This is a genomic window from Streptomyces sp. W16 (assembly GCF_033194735.1).
Classification (GTDB): domain Bacteria; phylum Actinomycetota; class Actinomycetes; order Streptomycetales; family Streptomycetaceae; genus Streptomyces.
The window spans coordinates 1-17,256 of the sequence record NZ_JAWOAI010000187.1; the positions used below are offsets into that span (position 1 = coordinate 1).

18 protein-coding genes are annotated in these 17,256 nt (G+C 69.8%); 9 read left to right on the top strand and 9 right to left on the bottom strand.

Annotation, left to right across the window (positions count from 1 at the left end; translation table 11 throughout):
• Window positions 1-259: DeoR family transcriptional regulator (locus tag R6V09_RS24365; protein ID WP_317883561.1), on the bottom strand; the 259-nt coding region annotated here is incomplete at its 3' end.
• Between the two features lie 195 nt (window positions 260-454).
• Between R6V09_RS24365 and R6V09_RS24370 the strand changes: the two genes are divergently transcribed.
• The 3 genes from R6V09_RS24370 to R6V09_RS24380 all read left to right on the top strand — a co-directional run bounded on the left by R6V09_RS24370 (window position 455) and on the right by R6V09_RS24380 (window position 4,682).
• The gene (locus R6V09_RS24370; RefSeq protein WP_317883577.1) at window positions 455-1,132 is read left to right on the top strand and encodes a TetR family transcriptional regulator; all 678 of its coding nucleotides are present in this window, start codon (window positions 455-457) and stop codon (window positions 1,130-1,132) included.
• 150 nt (window positions 1,133-1,282) lie between these two features.
• A complete protein-coding gene (locus tag R6V09_RS24375) occupies window positions 1,283-1,696 on the top strand; it encodes a Zn-ribbon domain-containing OB-fold protein (RefSeq protein WP_317883562.1) in 414 nt (137 codons plus the stop codon).
• A 199-nt stretch (window positions 1,697-1,895) separates the two neighbouring features.
• Window positions 1,896-4,682 (top strand): hypothetical protein, encoded by a 2,787-nt coding sequence (locus R6V09_RS24380; RefSeq protein WP_317883563.1) that lies wholly within the window; start codon window positions 1,896-1,898, stop codon window positions 4,680-4,682.
• Window positions 4,683-4,748: 66 nt separating this feature from the next.
• Here the strand turns inward: R6V09_RS24380 and R6V09_RS24385 are convergent, their stop codons facing one another.
• The 4 genes from R6V09_RS24385 to R6V09_RS24400 form a co-directional block, all read right to left on the bottom strand.
• Window positions 4,749-5,219 carry a DUF1003 domain-containing protein gene (locus R6V09_RS24385; RefSeq protein ID WP_317883564.1) on the bottom strand — a complete coding sequence of 157 codons (471 nt, stop codon included), beginning with the start codon at window positions 5,217-5,219 and terminating at the stop codon, window positions 4,749-4,751.
• A 37-nt stretch (window positions 5,220-5,256) separates the two neighbouring features.
• A complete protein-coding gene (locus R6V09_RS24390) occupies window positions 5,257-5,643 on the bottom strand; it encodes a PPOX class F420-dependent oxidoreductase (RefSeq protein ID WP_317883565.1) in 387 nt (128 codons plus the stop codon).
• A 10-nt stretch (window positions 5,644-5,653) separates the two neighbouring features.
• Window positions 5,654-6,412, bottom strand: a complete 759-nt coding sequence (locus R6V09_RS24395; RefSeq protein ID WP_317883566.1) for a type 1 glutamine amidotransferase domain-containing protein — start codon at window positions 6,410-6,412, stop codon at window positions 5,654-5,656.
• An 85-nt stretch (window positions 6,413-6,497) separates the two neighbouring features.
• Window positions 6,498-7,676, bottom strand: a complete 1,179-nt coding sequence (locus R6V09_RS24400) for a MalY/PatB family protein (protein ID WP_317883567.1) — start codon at window positions 7,674-7,676, stop codon at window positions 6,498-6,500.
• A 235-nt stretch (window positions 7,677-7,911) separates the two neighbouring features.
• Between R6V09_RS24400 and R6V09_RS24405 the strand changes: the two genes are divergently transcribed.
• Window positions 7,912-9,279, top strand: coding sequence for a S1 family peptidase (locus R6V09_RS24405; protein WP_317883568.1), 1,368 nt, complete (start codon window positions 7,912-7,914; stop codon window positions 9,277-9,279).
• A 142-nt stretch (window positions 9,280-9,421) separates the two neighbouring features.
• Here the strand turns inward: R6V09_RS24405 and R6V09_RS24410 are convergent, their stop codons facing one another.
• Together R6V09_RS24410 and R6V09_RS24415 are read right to left on the bottom strand one after the other, a co-directional pair.
• Window positions 9,422-9,607, bottom strand: a complete 186-nt coding sequence (locus tag R6V09_RS24410; RefSeq protein ID WP_019067850.1) for a hypothetical protein — start codon at window positions 9,605-9,607, stop codon at window positions 9,422-9,424.
• 100 nt (window positions 9,608-9,707) lie between these two features.
• Window positions 9,708-10,868, bottom strand: coding sequence for an ROK family transcriptional regulator (locus tag R6V09_RS24415; protein ID WP_317883569.1), 1,161 nt, complete (start codon window positions 10,866-10,868; stop codon window positions 9,708-9,710).
• Window positions 10,869-11,038: 170 nt separating this feature from the next.
• Here R6V09_RS24415 and R6V09_RS24420 point away from each other — a divergent pair, with 170 nt between their 5' ends.
• The 4 genes from R6V09_RS24420 to R6V09_RS24435 are packed head-to-tail and all read left to right on the top strand — an operon-like array spanning window position 11,039 to window position 15,528.
• Complete coding sequence (locus R6V09_RS24420) at window positions 11,039-11,956, top strand: carbohydrate ABC transporter permease (RefSeq protein WP_317883570.1); 918 nt, start codon at window positions 11,039-11,041, stop codon at window positions 11,954-11,956.
• A gap of 15 nt (window positions 11,957-11,971) precedes the next feature.
• Window positions 11,972-12,916, top strand: a complete 945-nt coding sequence (locus R6V09_RS24425; RefSeq protein WP_317883571.1) for a carbohydrate ABC transporter permease — start codon at window positions 11,972-11,974, stop codon at window positions 12,914-12,916.
• Between the two features lie 10 nt (window positions 12,917-12,926).
• Window positions 12,927-14,270, top strand: coding sequence for an ABC transporter substrate-binding protein (locus tag R6V09_RS24430; protein WP_317883572.1), 1,344 nt, complete (start codon window positions 12,927-12,929; stop codon window positions 14,268-14,270).
• 58 nt (window positions 14,271-14,328) lie between these two features.
• Entirely contained in the window at window positions 14,329-15,528 is a 1,200-nt protein-coding gene (locus R6V09_RS24435) for a Gfo/Idh/MocA family protein (protein WP_317883573.1), read from the top strand.
• Between the two features lie 32 nt (window positions 15,529-15,560).
• On the opposite strand, the gene R6V09_RS24440 is transcribed toward R6V09_RS24435, so the two are convergent.
• Both R6V09_RS24440 and R6V09_RS24445 read right to left on the bottom strand, forming a co-directional pair.
• A complete protein-coding gene (locus R6V09_RS24440; protein ID WP_317883574.1) occupies window positions 15,561-16,256 on the bottom strand; it encodes a L,D-transpeptidase family protein in 696 nt (231 codons plus the stop codon).
• Between the two features lie 78 nt (window positions 16,257-16,334).
• Window positions 16,335-16,967, bottom strand: coding sequence for a maleylpyruvate isomerase family mycothiol-dependent enzyme (locus R6V09_RS24445; protein WP_317883575.1), 633 nt, complete (start codon window positions 16,965-16,967; stop codon window positions 16,335-16,337).
• Between the two features lie 70 nt (window positions 16,968-17,037).
• Here R6V09_RS24445 and R6V09_RS24450 point away from each other — a divergent pair.
• Window positions 17,038-17,256 (top strand): LysR family transcriptional regulator (locus R6V09_RS24450; RefSeq protein ID WP_317883576.1); only part of this gene is annotated, 219 nt, incomplete at its 3' end.

The window sequence follows — 17,256 nt, forward strand, 5'->3', positions numbered from 1 at the left end:
TGGTCGGCACGATCATTCCGATCACCGGGCCCTCGGCGGGCTCGCTCCGCACCGGCGGCTCCACGACGGTCCCGCCCGGCCACACCACCGCGCCGTGCAGCCGCCGCACCCGGCCCTGGGTGGCCAGCGCCTCCACATCGCGCCGCAGGGTGACGGCGGAGACACCGAGTTCCGCGGCGAGTTCGGCGACCCGCAGGCTGCCACGCTCCCGGACGAGTTCGAGCACCCGCTCATGGCGCTGGTCGACGTGAAGTCGCATGGGTCCCCCTGATGGCACAGCCGGTCGCCGTCACTCTATGCCGCGGACCGTATCGACCGAATCGACCGTCTCGACCGCATCGGCCGTCGCACTCCGCCGTGGACTCCAGGGGACTCAGTTCCCTCTTGGCAGCGCACTGAGTGCCATGAGTGTCGGCCTGGTGCTACGTTCGCGTCCATGAGCTCCAAGCCGCCCATGCGGGACGCCCTGGTCGCGGCCGCCTTCCAGCTGTTCCTGGAGCGGGGCTACGAACAGACCACCATCGACGACATCGTGGCACTGGCCGGGGTCGGGCGGCGGTCCTTCTTCCGCTACTTCCCCTCCAAGGAGGACGTGGTCTTCCCCGACCACGAACGCTGCCTCGCCGACATGACGGCGTTCCTCGCGTCCGGCGGCGCCGAGCACGAACCCGTGCGGCGGGTCTGCGACGCGGCCCGGCTCGTCCTGCGGATGTACAACGAGAACCCGACGTTCTCGGTCCAGCGCTACCGCCTCACCAAGAAGGTGCCGGGACTGCGCGCGTACGAACTGTCGGTGGTGTGGCGCTACGAGCGCGCCCTCGCCGACTATCTGCGCGGGCGCTTCGCCGGGCGGCCCGACGGCACCCTCCAGGCCGACGTGATCGCCGCCTCCGTGGTCGCGGCGCACAACAACGCGCTGCGTTCCTGGCTGCGTTCGGACGGACAGCGCGACGCGGCCACCGAGGTGGACCACGCCCTGGGGTATGTGCAGTCCGCTTTCGGACATCCGCCGGCACCACCCACCGTGCAGTCCCGACCACAACCCGAGGACGTCGTGGTGGTCGTCTCCCGCCGTGACGCGCCGCTGTGGCGCGTCGTCCAGGAGATCGAGTCCGCGCTCGGCCGCGACTGAACCGAAAAACACCAGGGTACGCAGTATCTTTACGCTTGGCACTGAGTGCCATAAGCTGTAGTCGTGCACGGTCGCACGGTGAACCGCGCACATGCGTGCCCGGCTCGGCCGCGCACGCGGGATTCCGGCCGAGCGCAGGGAGTTGACAGCGTGTACCACCACTCAGGATTCGCGACCCGTCCGGCAGCCGGCTCCCCGGCAGGCGTACTCGAACCGCACGCCCCGGACGGGGACACCATCCTCTTCCAGCGCTGCACCTGGTGCGGCACCGCGATGTACCACCGGCTCCTGTGCCCGGTCTGCCAGGGCGGCGACCTGCGCACGGAGCGCAGCGAGGGCACCGGTACGGTGCGCCACTCGACGGTGGTGCACCGCAACACCCCCGCCGCCCGCAATGTGTCGCTGATCGAGATGGCCGAGGGCTTCGTGGTGCGCGGCCGGGTCATCGGTCATCCCATCGGTATCCACAGCGGCGACCGCGTCCGGCTGTCCACGGCCAAGGACCCGGTGCGGGGCGAACCCGTCTTCCAGCTCCTCGACGAGCCGTACCGCGCCTGGCACTGACCGACGACCCGGCCGGCACCGACCGGCGACCGATTCCTGAACGGCCGTACCGCACGGCCGAGTTCGGGCCCGGCCGCCGAAGACCGGCCGAATCCTCCTCCACAGGCAACCCACAGCGTCCGCTTCCCGTCCTCCGGGGCGCGAGGGGCTCCCGTGATCGACGGGGTGCCCGCGTCTGGGGTTCGAGGAGGAGAACACATTGTTCCGTGCCCGGCGAATATGGGTCACGGCCGCGGCGGTGCTCGCGGTGGCGGGTGGGGTGTCGGGGTCGGCGCAGGCGGTACCGCCCTCGGGCACCGGACCGTTCACGGCCGCGGCGACAGCCGACGACGGCACTCTGCCACCGGGTTGGCGGATCACCGGTAAGGGGTCCGCGCAGCAGTTGGTGTGGCGCTCGGGCAGGCAGGTGCCCATGGGGGACGCCCGTGTCGAGTTCCACGCCGGTGGCCGGCTCCTCGGCGTACCGAGACCGGCGAAGGACGGGCGGACGTTCCGGCTCGGCCTCGGCGCCGCCTCACCCGGGAAACTGACGGACCTTCAAGTGGTGGCCGGCGGACGGCGTTTGGACACCGCCGGGGACACCTCCGGCTCCGGCGGGGGACGTTCGGAGGCCGCCGTTCAACGCCCGGCCCCGCTCCCGCCGGGCGCGATCGATCCCGGCAAGCCGGGTGCGTACCGTACGACGACCGGTGAGTACACCCTCAACTCGGTACGGCTGCCCGGGTTTCCGCAGCCCGTGGAGATGCGGGCCGTCGTGGTCGCGCCCAAGGGTGCCACCGGCAAGCGGCCACTCGCGCTGTTCCTGCACGGCCGGCACTACACCTGCTACACGCCGGGCACCGAGAACATCACCGGTGACTGGCCCTGCCCCACCGGCACCAAGCAGGTCCCCAGCTACCGGGGTTATCTGCGCGACCAGCAACTCCTGGCCTCCCAGGGCTATGTGACGGTGTCGATCTCCGCCAACGGCATCAACGGCCAGGACTTCAACGCCGACGACGGCGGTGCGCAGGCCCGTTCGTCGCTGGTTCGGCAGCACCTGGCCCGCTGGGCCGGCTGGTCCGCCCACCCCGACACCGCTCCCCCGGTCGTCCGTGACGCACCCCGCGCCGACCTCTCGAAGGTCCTGCTGATCGGGCACTCGCGTGGCGGCGAGGGCGTCAACCGGGCGGCGATGGACAGCCTCTACCCGCCGCCGGCCGCGCAGGACGGCTATCACGGCCCGGTGCGGTGGAAGATCCGCGGCACCGTCCTCATCGGCCCGACGATCTTCGGTCAGAACCCGGTGGCCGACGTGCCGTCGGTGACGCTACTGCCCGGCTGCGACGGTGACGTCTCCGACCTGCAGGGCGAGGTGTACGTCGACGGGACACGCGGAGTCAGCCGGGGTGCCGCACTGCACAGCGCGGTCTATGTCGAGGGCGCCGACCACAACTTCTTCAACACCGAGTGGACGCCGGGCCAGGCGCAGGCGCCCGCCGAGGACGACTTCTACAACGACCCCGACCAGCCCGACGCGGTGTGCTCGCCTGGCACCGCGACCCGGCTGACCGCCGACCAGCAGCACCGGGCCGGCGCCACCTACATCGCCACCGCGGCCCGGCTGTTCGTCGCCGGTGACGACCGGGCGCGCGAGCTGCTCGACGGCTCGGGCCGTCGGGCGCCCTCGGCGGACCCCGCGCGGGTCCTCACCCACGCGGTGGGTGCGAACCGCGGCGCCGGCTTCCTGCCGGACGGTCAAGTCACCGTGTCCGGCGGCAGGTTGTGCTCCGCGGTGGATCCCGACCCGGCGGTCGCCTGCCTGGGCGACAACAACACGGGCCTCTCGCCGCACTTCGCACAGTGGGACACCAGCAAGGAGATCGGCCGCCGTACCGTAGCGCTGCGCTGGTCCGCGGCCGGTTCGCCGATGACGGTGCGTTCGGACAGGCCGGTCTCCCTCAACGGCGCCAAGTCCCTGGCCCTGCGGGTGATCGTGCCGCCCAACACCACCGGCACCCAGCTCGACGTGTCCCTCACCGACGCCTCCGGCCACCGCGCGACCCTCGGCCGGGTCCGTGTCGACGGCCTGCCCGGCACCGGGCGCACCGCCTCGTACTGGGCGCGCGAGGTCCGGGTACCGCTGACCGCCGCCACCCGCGCCGGACTCGACCTGCGCCACGTCAAGTCCCTTTCCCTGACCCCGCGTTCGCGCTCTGGCCAGGCGTGGCTGATGGACGCCTGGGGCTGGCGCCCCGGCACTCCGGCGGCCGTCGCGGCCACGCTCCCGCGCGTCGACATCGGCCGGCTCACCGTCAAGGAAGGGGACTCGGGCGTCAAGACGTACCGCGTGCCCGTCCAGGTGTCCGGCCGGAGCAGCGGCCAGGTGCGCGTCTACGTCACCGACCCGGCCACCGGCCAGGACACCTCACGCCTGGTGACGGTGCACCCCGGCGGCCACGACATCGACGTACCGGTCGAGGTGAAGGGCAACACGCGCTTCGGCTACGACGTCCAGCACGACGTGTTCGTGAAGGCGGTGCACGGCGCGGTGGTCGGCGCCCATCACGGTGGGGTGACCGCCGAGAACGACGACCCGATGCCCACGCTCACCGTCACCCCGGTCGCCGACCGGGTCACCGAGGGACAGGCCCTCAAGTGGAAGGTGACCCTCTCGACGCCCGCCGACGTGGAGATCAACCCCACGTTCGTCGTCCAACCGGTCACCACGGGGCCGGAGTTGTCCACCCTCGACGTCGACCCCCAGTGGTTCCGCGAGAACTCCGGCGAGGAGACCACCCCGGAGCGGCCCCTGTCCAAGGTGCTGAGCCTGGCCCTCTGGGCGACCGTTCCGGCGGGGCAGACCGGCGCGGAGATCAGCCTGCCCACCATCACCGACCAGGTGGCCGAACAGCCCGAGTCCGTACTCTTCCGGGCCTTCAACGACAACGGCGACCCGGTGCGCGACGGTCCGGTGCTGACCGGCACGGTGCTCGACGCGTCGTAGCCGGACGCCGTACGAAGTGAAGGGGCCGCAGCTCGAAAAGCTGCGGCCCCTTCATCGTGCGACCGCTCAACTCGGCTTGCCCGTCCCGCCGTTCATCTTGGCGCGGTTCTCGGTGAGGAGTTCCTGCACGCGTTCCTCGACCTCGTGGGGGTCCAGGCCCAGGGCGGCTCCGATGTGGGCCGACCAGACCTCGGAGCGGAGGTTGGTCTCGAAGTCGAGGTCGGCGCGGACGTTCTCGCGGGCCGCCTGCCGGTTCTGGCTCACCATGACGAAGGTCGACAGGAAGATGGCCTCCAGGCTGACGATCATCGTGAGCAGTCCGTACGGGTACGGGTCGAAGATCCCGGCGTGCCCGAGGAGTCCTTCGTTGAGGGCGATCCAGACGGCGAACCACAGGGCGTGCAGATAGACGAAGAGCATGGTGCCGGCGAAGGCGGTGATGGCGTCGGCGACCCGGTCCTGGGTGCTGCGCATCCGGGCGAAGACGATCCGCTCCTGCCGCAGCCGCAGGTCGGCCGGGTTCAGCGCGGGGTCCACGGGCGCTCCCTGGGTTCGGTGGGCACGGGGTCCGCCCTCAGGCTTTGAGGGTGACGCGGATGCCGACGGTGCCGTCGAGACCGCGGCGCAGCCGGCTGCCGAGGAGCGTGAGACGGCCGGTGAGGCCGTACTTGCGCTTGATGAGGGTGCGGTAGCGGGCGATGGTCTCGGCGTCGGTGAGCTCGGCGGTGCCGGGGACCTGGTCGCCGGTCGGGTTGCCGCGCAGGTCGCAGGGGCCTACGAGGACATCGGCGCGGGTCCGGATGCGCTTCACCTTCCAGGAGTCGGCGACCGTCCACACCCCGAGGGTGTCGCCGTCGCGCACCACCCACACCGGGGTGGGGACCGGGGAGCCGTTCTTGCGGTAGCTGGTGATCAGCAGGTACTGGCCTGCGCCGAGCCGGTCCAGCGGGGTCTCGTCCATGGTCGGCAGTCTAAGCACCCGCAGGTGCCCGCAGGAGATCGAGATACCGGCGGGCGAAAAGGTACGCGTCTCCGGGCCAGCGCGCCGACAGGTAGCTGCCGTCCTGCACGACGAACGCGTGGCTGTCGTCGCTCGCGGTGCCGCGCCGGGTGAGCTCCCTGGGCCCGCGCGCGAACTGCGCGCCCGGGTCGTCGAGGGCGGCCCGCACCTCGTCCTCCACGTAGGCGGGGTAGGTGCGGTAGTAGCGGCCGAGGCGCCAGGCGGTGGTCAAGTAGGCGGTGCGTTCCATGTACTTGGGCAGGCAGGTCGTACGGCGTCCGGCGAGGACGCCGCGGCCGGTGGCCGGGTCCTGGGTGCGGGCCAGTACGAGGACGCCGTGGCAGATCGCGCCGACCGGGCGGCCGAGAGCCCAGAACTCCCCCACTTTCGCCCGCAGTTGGGCCGAGCCCAGATATTGACGCATGCCGGGCGCGTGGCCGCCTGGCAGCAGCAGTCCGTCGAAGCCGGTCACGTCCACGTCCGCCCAGGCGACCGTGGCGCCGAACTCCGGTGCCTCGGTGAGCTGTTGGTAGAACCGCTTGGGTTCGTCCTCGGCGCCGAGCTGTCCGAAGAGGACTCCGGTCAGCAGTCGGGGGTCCGCGGCGGGCCGGGTCCCGGCCCGCTCGGTGGCGAGGACGACCTGGTGCCCGGCGTCGGTGAGCAGCCGCCAGGGCACGGCGACCTCGGTGACGTCGAAGTCACGGTCGGGGACCGGCATCAGCACACGCATGTGCTCATCATGGCAGCCGGACCAGGTGTTCATGACAGCACGGCGCGGGTCGGCCGAGTGCCGCCGCCATACAGCTCGGCGGAGGTCAGCCGAGTGCCGCCACCATCCGCCGTACGGCTTCCGTGATCACCTCCGGGGATGTCGCCAGATTGAGCCGTACGTGTGCGGTGCCGCCCGTGCCGAAGTCGATGCCGGGGCTCAGCGCGACCCGGCCCCGTCGCAGGAAGACGTCCGCCGGATCGTCGCCGAGGCCGAGCGCGCGGCAGTCGAGCCAGGCGAGGTAGGTGGCCTCGGCGGGTCGGTACCCGATCGCGGGCAGGTGCTCGGCCAGCAGACCGACCAGCAGCCGGCGGTTGTCGTCGAGGCCGGTCAGCAGGGCGTCCAGCCAGGCGGTGCCGTCGCGCAGGGCGGCGGTGTGGGCGATGACGCCGATGTGGCTCGGACCGTGGCCGACCTCCTCGGGCAGTCGGGCCAGGTCGGCGGCGGACGCGGGGCCCGCGACGGCCAGGGCGGCCTTGAGTCCGGCGAGGTTCCAGGCCTTCGACGCCGACATGAGCGACAGCCCGCGCTCCGCGCCCGGCACGGCCAGATAGGGCACGAAGGCGGCGCCCGCGGCGAGCACCGGTGCGTGGATCTCGTCGGCCACGACCCGCACTCCGTACCGCTCGGCGAGGGCGGCGACGGCGGCCAGTTCGGCGGCGGTGTGCACGGTGCCGGTCGGGTTGTGCGGGCTGCACAGCAGATAGGCGGCCCGCCGTCCGCCCTCGACCGCGCGCCGGAACGCGTCCTCCAGGGCGCCGAGGTCGATACGCAGGTCAGCGCCCAGCGGCGCTTCCACCACCTGCCGGTCCATGTGGGTCACGAACTGGAAGAACGGCGGATACACGGGCGGGTTCAGCACCACCGGATCGCCGGGTCCGGTGACCAGCCGGAGCATCTCGACGACGCCCAGCATGACGTCCGGCACGATCCGGGAGCGTTCCACGGCGAGCCCGCCCCAGCCCCACCGCTTCTCCGCGAACTCTGCAAGGGCCTCCGCGTAGGCCGTACCGGCGGGATACCCGGTGTCCCCGAGGGCGAGCGCGTCGGTGACCGCGCGGACCACGGGTTCGGCGAGCGGCACGTCCATCTCGGCCACCCACACCGGCAGCACGTCCTCGGGGTAGGTGCGCCATTTCATGCTGGTACGACGTCGCAGCCGGTCGAGGGTGAGCGCACGCAGGGGATTGGGTTCACCGGGCGCGGCCTGCGGGTTGCTGGTCATGGGGCTCAAGATAGAGGGATCACGGCTCATCGGCGACCGGGGCGACCGGCTCCCCGCCGGGCGCGCCGTCGAGGCCAACTCGGCCGTCCGGAGGGCCTGTTGCCGCGTGCGGCTGAAGCCGATCTTCCAGACGGTGAACGGGACGGTGCCGGGCCACGTATGGAGGAAGGGCACCTCAACGACCGGAGTGCCTCGCGGTGTTCGGCACCGCACGTTCGGGGTTCGGGAGCCAGGCATGAGGCACGCACGACGACGGGTCGTCCGGCGAGTGACACGGTTGACGGCCGTCGGCGGACTCCTGCTGGGAGGTGCCATGGTCACCCAGGCGGCCATGGCGAGTGATTCCCCGGGCAGGTCCGCCGCCACGCTCAGCGCGCCACAGACGCCCGCGGACAAGGGCTCCGCTCTGGTGGCGAAGCTCGGTTCGGCCCGTACGGCGGGCAGTTGGGTCGACTCCGGCGGCCGTACGGTCGTCGCGGTGACCGACAAGACGACGGCGGCCGAGGTGACGAAGGCGGGCGCCGAGGCGAAGGTCGTGCGGTACAGCATGAACGAGCTGAAGTCGGCCGCCACCACGCTGAGTTCGGCGCCCAAGGTGCCGGGCACCGCGTGGGCGATGGACTACCGGAACAACAAGGTGATCGTGGAGGGCGACAGCAGCGTCTCCGCCACCGCCTGGGCCGCGATGACGAAGGTCGCGACCGGCATCGGCGCCTCGGTGGAGATGCAGCGCACGCAGGGCAAGTTCACGACCCGGATCAACGGGGCGCAGCCCATCCTGTCGACCGGCGGCCGTTGCTCGGCGGGCTACAACGTGACCAACGGCCAGACCGACTTCATCCTCACGGCCGGGCACTGCGGTCCGGTCGGCTCGATCTGGTTCGCCGACAACCAGGGCGACCAGCAGCTGGGCAAGACGGTCTCCGACAACTTCCCCGGCAGTGACTTCTCGCTGGTGCAGTACGCGAGCGGTTCGGCGGGCGAGGGCGCGGACGTCGTCGCGATCGGCAATGGCAGCGGGGTGACGATCACGGGCCTGGCCGACGCGGCCGTGGGTGAGAAGGTGTTCCGCAGCGGCAGCACCAGCGGGCTGCACGACGGCGAGGTGACCGCGCTCGACGCGACGGTGAACTATCCCGAGGGCACGGTGACCGGTCTGATCCAGACCACGGTGTGTGCCGAACCGGGCGACAGCGGTGGCCCGTTGTTCTCCAACGGCATCGCGCTGGGGGTGACCTCGGGCGGCAGCGGTGACTGCAAGGCGGGCGGTACGACGTTCTTCCAGCCGCTGACCAAGGCGCTGGCCGCGCTCAACGTCAAGCTGCTGGTGGCGCCGAAGACGGCCGCCTCGCCGGCGCCGTCCGCCTCGGCCGCCGGCAGCGCGGCAGCGGGCGGCTCGGTCACACCGGGAACGTCGGCGCCGGCGACGAACACCACGGCGGGCACGACGACCCTGGCGTCCCGGCTCACCGACCCCAAGAACGTGGGACCGGGTCTGCTGGTCATCGCGGGAAGTCTGATCGCGCTGGTGGCGACGCGCTGGATCCGCGCGGAACAGGACCGCAAGGCCTTCCAGCGGCACTATTCGGCGATGTGGGGCTGATCACTCAGGACCGATCCCACAGGGAGTTCGACGGGGGATGGTCGGGTCGGGTCGACGGGGGCTCGACCGGCTGGGCCGTGGGTCACGAGGAAGGCCGGGCGACGGGATCCGAACGACTGCTGCGCCGGCCGGGCGACGGCTCTCAGGCCGCCGTGGCCGGCTGCGGAGCCGCGGTGGCCCACTCCATCACCAGCCGCCGGTACTCCTCGCGCTGTTCGACGCTCAGCGTCCCGCCCGATCGGAGCCACAGGGCCCTGATCTCCTCGTTGACCTCGGCTGCCGATCGCTCGGTGGCTGATTCAACACGGGTGGACATGGTGTGAAGCATACGTCGCCGTAGGTGAAGGCGATGTGAGTAATCACGAGCCAACCGGACATATCGGACCGTGTTACTGATCACGTCCATCTGTCAAGCCCCGTAACGCAATTCACACCTCCGCCACACCCAGCACCAGCACCTGGATCGCCAACACCGCGGCTCCGCGCGCCCAGTCATGGAAGTCGGAGACCTTGGTCTCGACGTCGAGCGGGGCGGCCAGCGGATGCCGGTGGGCGCGGAGCGTGTCGTCCACCGCCTTGCCGGCGACGTCGATCAGGCCGACGCCCTCTCCGGCGAGCAGGATCTTCTGCGGCAGCACGAAGTTGGCGATCTGGGCGACCAACGCGCCCAGCGCGCGGGCCGCTTCGTCGATGACGCGGGAGGGCATGGGCTCACCGGCGGCGGCGCGGGCGAGGATCTCCTCGTACGTCAGGTCCTGGCCGGTGGCGGCCTGGATCTGGTAGCGGATGCTGGGGATGGTCAACAGCGAGACGGCGCTGCCGCGTTCACCGGCGGGGGTGAGCGGGCCGTTGGGGTTCAGGATCCAGTGGCGGCCGAACCCGCGGTCCTCCTCGGCGTACGGCACGCGCTTGCCGCCCAGGACGAGGCCGTAGCCGATGCCCGCGCCGATGGTCAGGACCACGAAGCGGTCGAGGCCGCGTCCGGCACCGAACCAGGTCTCGGCCTCGACGAGGGCGGCGACGTCGTTCTCGACGACGACCGGCAACCCGGTGCGCTCCTCGACCAGTTCGGCCAGCGGGACGTTGTTCCAGTGCAGGAAGGGCGACTCCCTCACCACGGCACGGTCCTGGACGAGACCGCCGACACCGATGCCTACGCCCGTGAGGGTGGGGAACCGCGCGGTGAGCTCGCCCGTCATCTCGGCGAGCTGGTCGGCGACTTCGGCCGGGTCGTGGGTGGTGAGCGGTCGGTCGAGGCGGGCGACGATCTCGCTCCTGAGGGTGGTGACGACGCCGTAGACCATGTCCTCGGTGACTTTGAACCCGAGGAAGGTGCGGGACTCGGCGACCACGTCGAGGGGTTGCGAGGGGCGGCCCTGGCGGACTTCGGCCGGGCTGCCGCCGTCGGGGACCTCGACCAGCAGGCCGGACTCGATCAGCGGCTTGGTGAGGCGGGTGAGGCTGCCCGCCGAGAGGTCGAGCCGGCGCGCGAGATCGGTGCGCGACAGCGGGCCGTGGACGAGCACCTCGATCGCCACGGAGCGTTCACCGGGGCTCAGCGGCTGCCAGCTGGCGGCACGTGTGGTCATGAGGGTCACACTCCCACAAGGCTCTTTCTTTCACCATGGAAGTAACAGGATCACGATACGGCCAGAATCCTGCACGGAAAAGATCAATGCACGGCTATTGACGCCTGGATTATTTCGAGACGAAAGTAAGTGCCGCGAGGACGAGCCGTCGCAGACAAGGGAGTCTCCAGATGACCATCGCCTCAAGCAGTCCCCCGACCCGCCGGCCGCGGGCCCGTGAAGGCGGGGGCGACGGACGGCTGGCGGCGGTCTTCATCGCTCCGGCCCTGCTGGGCTTCCTGGTCTTCCTGCTCTGGCCGACCCTGCGGGGCATCTATCTGAGCTTCACCCGCTTCAACCTGCTGACACCGGCGAAGTGGGTGGGCCTCGACAACTACGACCGGATGGTCCACGACCCCATCTTCTGGTCGTCGTTGAAGGTCACCGTCGAGTACGTGCTCATCAACATCGGCATCCAGACGGTCACGGCCCTCGCCGTCGCCGTGCTGCTCCAACGGCTCACCCAGTCCGCCCTGTTGCGCGGGATCGTGCTCACGCCGTACCTGATGTCGAACGTCGTCGCCGGCATCGTCTGGCTGTGGATCCTCGACACCCAGCTCGGCATCGGCAACGAGATCATCGGCGGGCTCGGCTTCGACCACATCCCCTTCCTCGCCGACAAGACCTGGGCCATACCGACGATCGCCCTGATCAACGTGTGGCGGCACGTCGGCTACACCGCGCTGCTGCTGTTCGCCGGGCTGCAGGCCATCCCGGGCGACATGTACGAGGCCGCGAAGGTGGACGGCGCGAGCGAGTGGCGGATGTTCTGGCGGATCACGATGCCGCTGCTGCGGCCGGTGCTGGCGGTCGTGCTGATCATGACGGTGATCGGTTCGTTCCAGGTGTTCGACACGGTCGCGGTGACCACCGCGGGCGGCCCGGCGAACGCGACGAACGTCCTCCAGTACTACATCTACGGCTCCGCCTTCGGGCGCTTCCAGTTCGGTTACGCGTCCGCGATGTCCGTGGCCCTGCTGATCGTGCTGAGCGCGATCACGTTCCTCCAGTACCGGCTCACCCGCGCCGGCCAGACCGACCTCGGCTGACCGGAAGGAGTCGACATGGCCACCCTGACCACCACGCCCAACACACCCACGACGACCAAGCAGGAGATCGTACGGCCGCCCCGGCCCCGGCCCTCCGTCGGCAAGGTCGCCGCCTGGGTCGCGATGGCCGCGATCATGCTGATCACTCTGCTGCCGTTCTACTGGATCCTGCGCACCGCGCTCTCCACCAACACGGGGCTCGCCGCCCACCCCTCGGACCCGCTGCCGGTCGACTTCACCACCGGCGGCTTCGAGCGGGCACTCGGCCTCCAGTCGACCAAGGAGGCGATCGCACAGGGCGGTTCGGGCGGCGGGCTGAAGTTCTGGCGCTATCTGCTCAACTCGGTGGTCGTCTCGACCTTGGTCACCGTCTGCCAGGTGTTCTTCTCCGCGATGGCCGCCTACGCCTTCGCCCGGCTGCGCTGGCGGGGCCGGGACCGGATGTTCGGGCTGTTCCTGGCCGGGCTGATGGTGCCGGCGATCTTCACCCTGCTGCCGAACTTCGTCCTCATCAAGCAACTCGGGCTCGTGGACACCCTGTTGGGGATCGCGCTGCCGACGATGTTCATGACGCCGTTCGCGGTGTTCTTCCTCAAGCAGTTCTTCATGAACATCCCGCGCGAGGTCGAGGAGGCCGCCCTGCTCGACGGCGCGGGCAAGGTCCGTGTCTTCTTCCGGGTCCTGCTGCCGATGGCGTCCACGCCGATCCTCACCCTGGGCGTGCTGACGTACATCACGTCCTGGAACGACTACTTCTGGCCGCTGATGGTGTCCTACAGCGACAGTTCGCGGGTGCTGTCGGTGGCGCTGGCCATCTTCCGCTCGCAGACCCCGCAGACCGGCTACGACTGGTCGGGCCTGATGGCGGCGACCCTGATCGCCGCGCTCCCGATGCTGGTGCTCTTCTCGGTGTTCGCGCGCCGCATCGTCAGCTCCATCAGCTTCACCGGAATCAAGTAAGGGGCAGGGCATGCGATTTCGTACGGTCATGGCATTGACCGGGGCGCTCGCGCTGTCCCTGACGGCGGGCTGCGCGAAGGGCGACTCCGTGGGGTCGGCCTCGAACACGGTGACGTACTGGCTGTGGGACTCGAACCAACTCCCCGCCTACCAGGCCTGCGCGAAGGACTTCGAGCAGCAGAACCCCGGACTCAAGGTGAAGATCACGCAGTTGGGCTGGGCCGACTACTGGACCAAGCTCACCGCGAGCTTCATCGCGGGCACCCAGCCGGACGTGTTCACCGACCACATCCAGAAGTTCGGCCAGTTCGCCGACCTGAAGGTGCTCCAGCCGCTCGACGACCTCGGCATCGACCCGTCCACCTATCAGCCCGGACTCGCCGCCAACTGGCAGGGCCAGGACGGACATCAGTACGGCACGCCCAAGGACTGGGACACGGTCGCCCTCTTCTACAACCAGAAGATGGCGAAGTCGGCGGGGCTGAGCGCCGACCAGCTCAACAGCCTGTCCTGGAACCCGACGGACGGCGGCACCTTCGAGAAGGCCATCGCCCATCTGACCATCGACAAGAACGGCAAGCGCGGCGACGAACCGGGCTTCGACAAGCACCACGTCAAGGTGTACGGCATGGCCACCGGGGGCGCCGGTGACTCCGACGGACAGACGACGTGGAGTCCCTTCACCGCCTCCGCAGGCTGGAACTACACGGACAAGAAGCGCTGGGGCACGAAGTTCCAGTACGACAGCAAGACCTACCAGTCGACGGTCAAGTGGTACTTCGGCCTGGCGAAGAAGGGCTATCTCGCGCCGTTCACGGACTACAGCGACGGCGCCAACCCGCCCAACGTGCAGATCGCGGCGGGCAAGGCGGCGACCGCGTTCGACGGTGCCTGGATGATCTCCACGTACGCCGCGGCCAAGGGCATCAAGATCGCCACCGCGTATACCCCTACCGGTCCGACCGGGAAACGGGCGACCATGATGAACGGACTGGCCGACTCGATCACCAAGAACGCCCCCAACAAGGCGGGCGCGCGGAAGTGGGTGACCTACCTGTCGTCGAACAACTGCCAGAAGACGGTGGGGAGTTACGGCATCGTCTTCCCCGCGACCCCGGACGGCACGAAGGCCGCCGTCGCCGCTTACAAGAAGAAGGGCATCGATGTCACGGCCTTCACCCGGCCGGTCGCCGACAAGAAGGACTTCTCCACCTTCTCCTTCCCGATCACCAACTACTCGGCGGACGTGTACGCGTTGATGCGCCCCGCCATGCAGGACGTCTACGCCAACGACGCACCCGTCAGCGGCCTGGACAAGACCAACAAGCAGATCAACTTCATCCTCGGTCAGTGACTCGTCGGTCGACGACTCATGAGTCAGCGAAATCCTCGTCAGAGAAGGACACGCACCTATGACGTTCTCCCTCGGCATCGTCGGAGCAGGCCAGTTCTCGGGCCAGTTCGCCAGACTGTTCCAGGCCCACCCGGGCGTGAGTGAGGTCTATGTGACCGACCTCCTGCCGGAGCGGGCGGAGCAACTGGCCGCCGAACAAGGGCTGGCGGGCACCTTCCCCTCCTACGAAGCGATGCTGGAGTCGAAGGCCGTCGACGCCGTCGCGATCTTCACCCAGCGCTGGACGCACGGCCCCCTGGTCCTCCAGGGGCTCGGCGCCGGCAAGCACGTGTACTCGGCGGTCCCGATGGCGATCAGCACCGAGGAGATCGCGGCGATCATCGACGCGGTCAGGGCGACCGGACTGACGTACATGATGGGCGAGACCAGCCAGTACAACCCGGCGACCGTGCACGCCCGCAACCAGATCGCGGAGGGCGCCTTCGGGCGGATCTTCTACGCCGAGGGCGACTACGTCCACGACATGGATCTGGGGTTCTACGAGGCGTACCAGTACAGCGGCGGCGAGGGCTGGAAGGCCACCGCCAGCTATCCCCCGCTGCTGTACCCGACGCACTCGGTGGGCGGAGTGCTCGGCGCCTGGCAGACGCACGCGGTGAGCGTGTCCGCGATCGGGGTCGTGGACGAGCGCGGGGACGGTGTCTTCGACAAGGAGGTCAGCCAGTTCGGCAACGACTTCTCCAACGCCACCGCGCTGTTCGAGGTGGCGGGCGGCGGTTCGTTCCGTACGAACGAGTTCCGGCGGGTGGGCTATCCCTCGCAGATCCGGGAGTCGCGTTTCCGGTTCTTCGGTACGGACGCGAGCATGGAGCAGCTGGCGACGGTGGCGTTCTGGCAGGACAAGAAGGGGGTGCAGGACATCAGCGAGCTGCTGGAGCCCAAGCCCACCATGTCTCCTGACGATCCGTCACTTCAGCACATCGCACCGGATCTCCGGGCCGCCTTCACCTCTGGCTCGGCGCCGGTGCACGACCGGTCGCGGCTGCCGCGGGAGTTCGACAACCTGCACAACGGCCATGAGGGCAGCCACCACTTCCTGGCGGACGACTTCGTGACCGCGGTCAACTCCCGCACCCTGCCGTCCGTCAACGCGTGGGTCGCGGCCCGCTACACCCTGCCGGGCATCATCGCGCACGACTCGGCACGGCAGGGCGGGGCGAGGCTGGAGATCCCGGACTTCGGGGACGCGCCCGAGTAACGGGCTTGGTGCGCAAGCCGGGTGACCGACTGTCAGGTGCCCGGCTTGCGGCCGTACACGAAGACGTCGTCGCCGTTCTTCAGGAGCGACCAGTACTTCTTGGCGGTGGTCGGGGTCATGTTGACGCAGCCGTGCGAGCCGGGCGGGTTCCACATGCTGAGGTTGACCGAGTGGAAGGCCTGGCCGCCGTCGAAGAACTGGCTGTAGGGCATGGGCACGTTGTAGATGTTCGAGACGTGGTCGATGTCCCGCCAGTAGATCTTCTTCAGGCCGGTGCGGGTCTCGTAGCCGTTGCGGCCGGTGCGCACCGGGACCGGGCCGTAGACGAGCCGGCTGCCGTCCTGGATCCAGCTGATCTGGAGCGTGAGGTTGACGCAGGCGATGCGGCCCTTGTTCGTCGGGCACTTGCCGGCCGCGTTGGGCTTGTTGCCCACGGCCTTCTGCTTGTTCATGAGGTCCATCACGCCCCAGGTGACGGAGCCCGCGTAGCCGATGTTCGGCGTGATGCCGTGCTTGGTCTGGAAGGCCCGGATGGCCTTGCAGTCGGCGGCGGACTGCTTCCCGTCGACCGGCCGCCCGAGGAACTTCTCCACCTGCTTCTGGTACGGCCCCGCCTGTGTCGTACAGCTCGCCGCCTGCGCCGGTGTGCTGCCCAGCGCGAGTGTGAGCGGCGCCACCAGCCCGGTGATACCGAGCACTATGGCGCCTCGTCTGCGTATGTCCCCCATGACCTGCCCTTTCCCTTGCCTGGTACTGCGATCTCTGCCACCTAGACCAGTGCCCGGGGCCGGCGGTTGTAAGGCGGGTCACGCTGCGACGAAACGGTGACATTCCTCGCCATCGAGGTGCCCCGGCGGCAGCCGGCGGCCGTACGCGACCAGGAGCAGGTCCTGTGCCCGGCCGCGCAGGGGTGTGCCGGTGCCGAAGGACCAGTCGAGGTCGTCGGCGCACAGCCGTACGCCGTCGAGGTCGGTGCCGAAGAGGCGGAACGCCCTGGGGTCGACGGCGTTCAGGACGATCCGCAGTCGGTCCTCGGGGACACTGCGGTCGAGGCCGAGCGCGACCGTGATGTCCAGGCCGTGGACGACGTCGTGGCCGAGGGCCGCCGCGATGCCGCCGACGGGCGGTCTCCAGGTGTGGTGGGCGTGCTCGCGGAGGAAACCGGCGAGTTCCCGGTCGGTGTGGCCGGCCGCGTCCCGGCGGGCCAGCCGGTCGGTCGTGCGGTGCAGACCGCCGCGCGACTTGACGAGCTCCCACAGCACCCTGCCGGTCGGATATCGGAAGCCCATGGACAGATGCGCCACCACCTCGCGCACCCGCCATCCCGCGCACAGACTCGGCGCCTCCCACTGCGCGGGCGTCAGGGTGTCCAACAGGTCGGCCAGTTCCCTGCGTTCGGCGGCGATGGCCGTGGTGATGTCGTTCGTCGTGGTCCCCATGTGTCCAGGGTCTCGGCGCCCGATCCATAAGTCCAAGAGCCGGTTCGTCTCGCAACTAGCATTGCCGCTTATGGAGTTGAGGCAGCTGCGGTACTTCGTGACGGTCGTCGAGGAGGCCAACTTCACCCGGGCCGCCGAGCGGCTGCATCTCGCGCAGCCCGGGGTGAGCGCGCAGATCCGGCAACTGGAACGGGAGTTGGGCCAGCCCCTGCTGGACCGGTCCGGGCGGACGGTGCGGCCGACGGAGGTCGGCGCGGCCGTACTGCCGTACGCGCGGGCCGCTCTCGCG

Bases quoted from the DNA above. Each gene is read 5' to 3' on its own strand.
- R6V09_RS24370 (WP_317883577.1), top strand. From the start codon at position 455: ATGCGGGACGCCCTGGTCGCGGCCGCCTTCCAGCTGTTCCTGGAGCGG.
- R6V09_RS24390 (WP_317883565.1), bottom strand. From the start codon at position 5,643: ATGGACGAGACCCCGCTGGACCGGCTCGGCGCAGGCCAGTACCTGCTG.
- R6V09_RS24395 (WP_317883566.1), bottom strand. From the start codon at position 6,412: ATGCGTGTGCTGATGCCGGTCCCCGACCGTGACTTCGACGTCACCGAG.
- R6V09_RS24400 (WP_317883567.1), bottom strand. From the start codon at position 7,676: ATGACCAGCAACCCGCAGGCCGCGCCCGGTGAACCCAATCCCCTGCGT.
- R6V09_RS24405 (WP_317883568.1), top strand. From the start codon at position 7,912: ATGAGGCACGCACGACGACGGGTCGTCCGGCGAGTGACACGGTTGACG.
- R6V09_RS24410 (WP_019067850.1), bottom strand. From the start codon at position 9,607: ATGCTTCACACCATGTCCACCCGTGTTGAATCAGCCACCGAGCGATCG.
- R6V09_RS24415 (WP_317883569.1), bottom strand. From the start codon at position 10,868: ATGACCACACGTGCCGCCAGCTGGCAGCCGCTGAGCCCCGGTGAACGC.
- R6V09_RS24420 (WP_317883570.1), top strand. From the start codon at position 11,039: ATGACCATCGCCTCAAGCAGTCCCCCGACCCGCCGGCCGCGGGCCCGT.
- R6V09_RS24425 (WP_317883571.1), top strand. From the start codon at position 11,972: ATGGCCACCCTGACCACCACGCCCAACACACCCACGACGACCAAGCAG.
- R6V09_RS24430 (WP_317883572.1), top strand. From the start codon at position 12,927: ATGCGATTTCGTACGGTCATGGCATTGACCGGGGCGCTCGCGCTGTCC.
- R6V09_RS24435 (WP_317883573.1), top strand. From the start codon at position 14,329: ATGACGTTCTCCCTCGGCATCGTCGGAGCAGGCCAGTTCTCGGGCCAG.
- R6V09_RS24440 (WP_317883574.1), bottom strand. From the start codon at position 16,256: ATGGGGGACATACGCAGACGAGGCGCCATAGTGCTCGGTATCACCGGG.
- R6V09_RS24445 (WP_317883575.1), bottom strand. From the start codon at position 16,967: ATGGGGACCACGACGAACGACATCACCACGGCCATCGCCGCCGAACGC.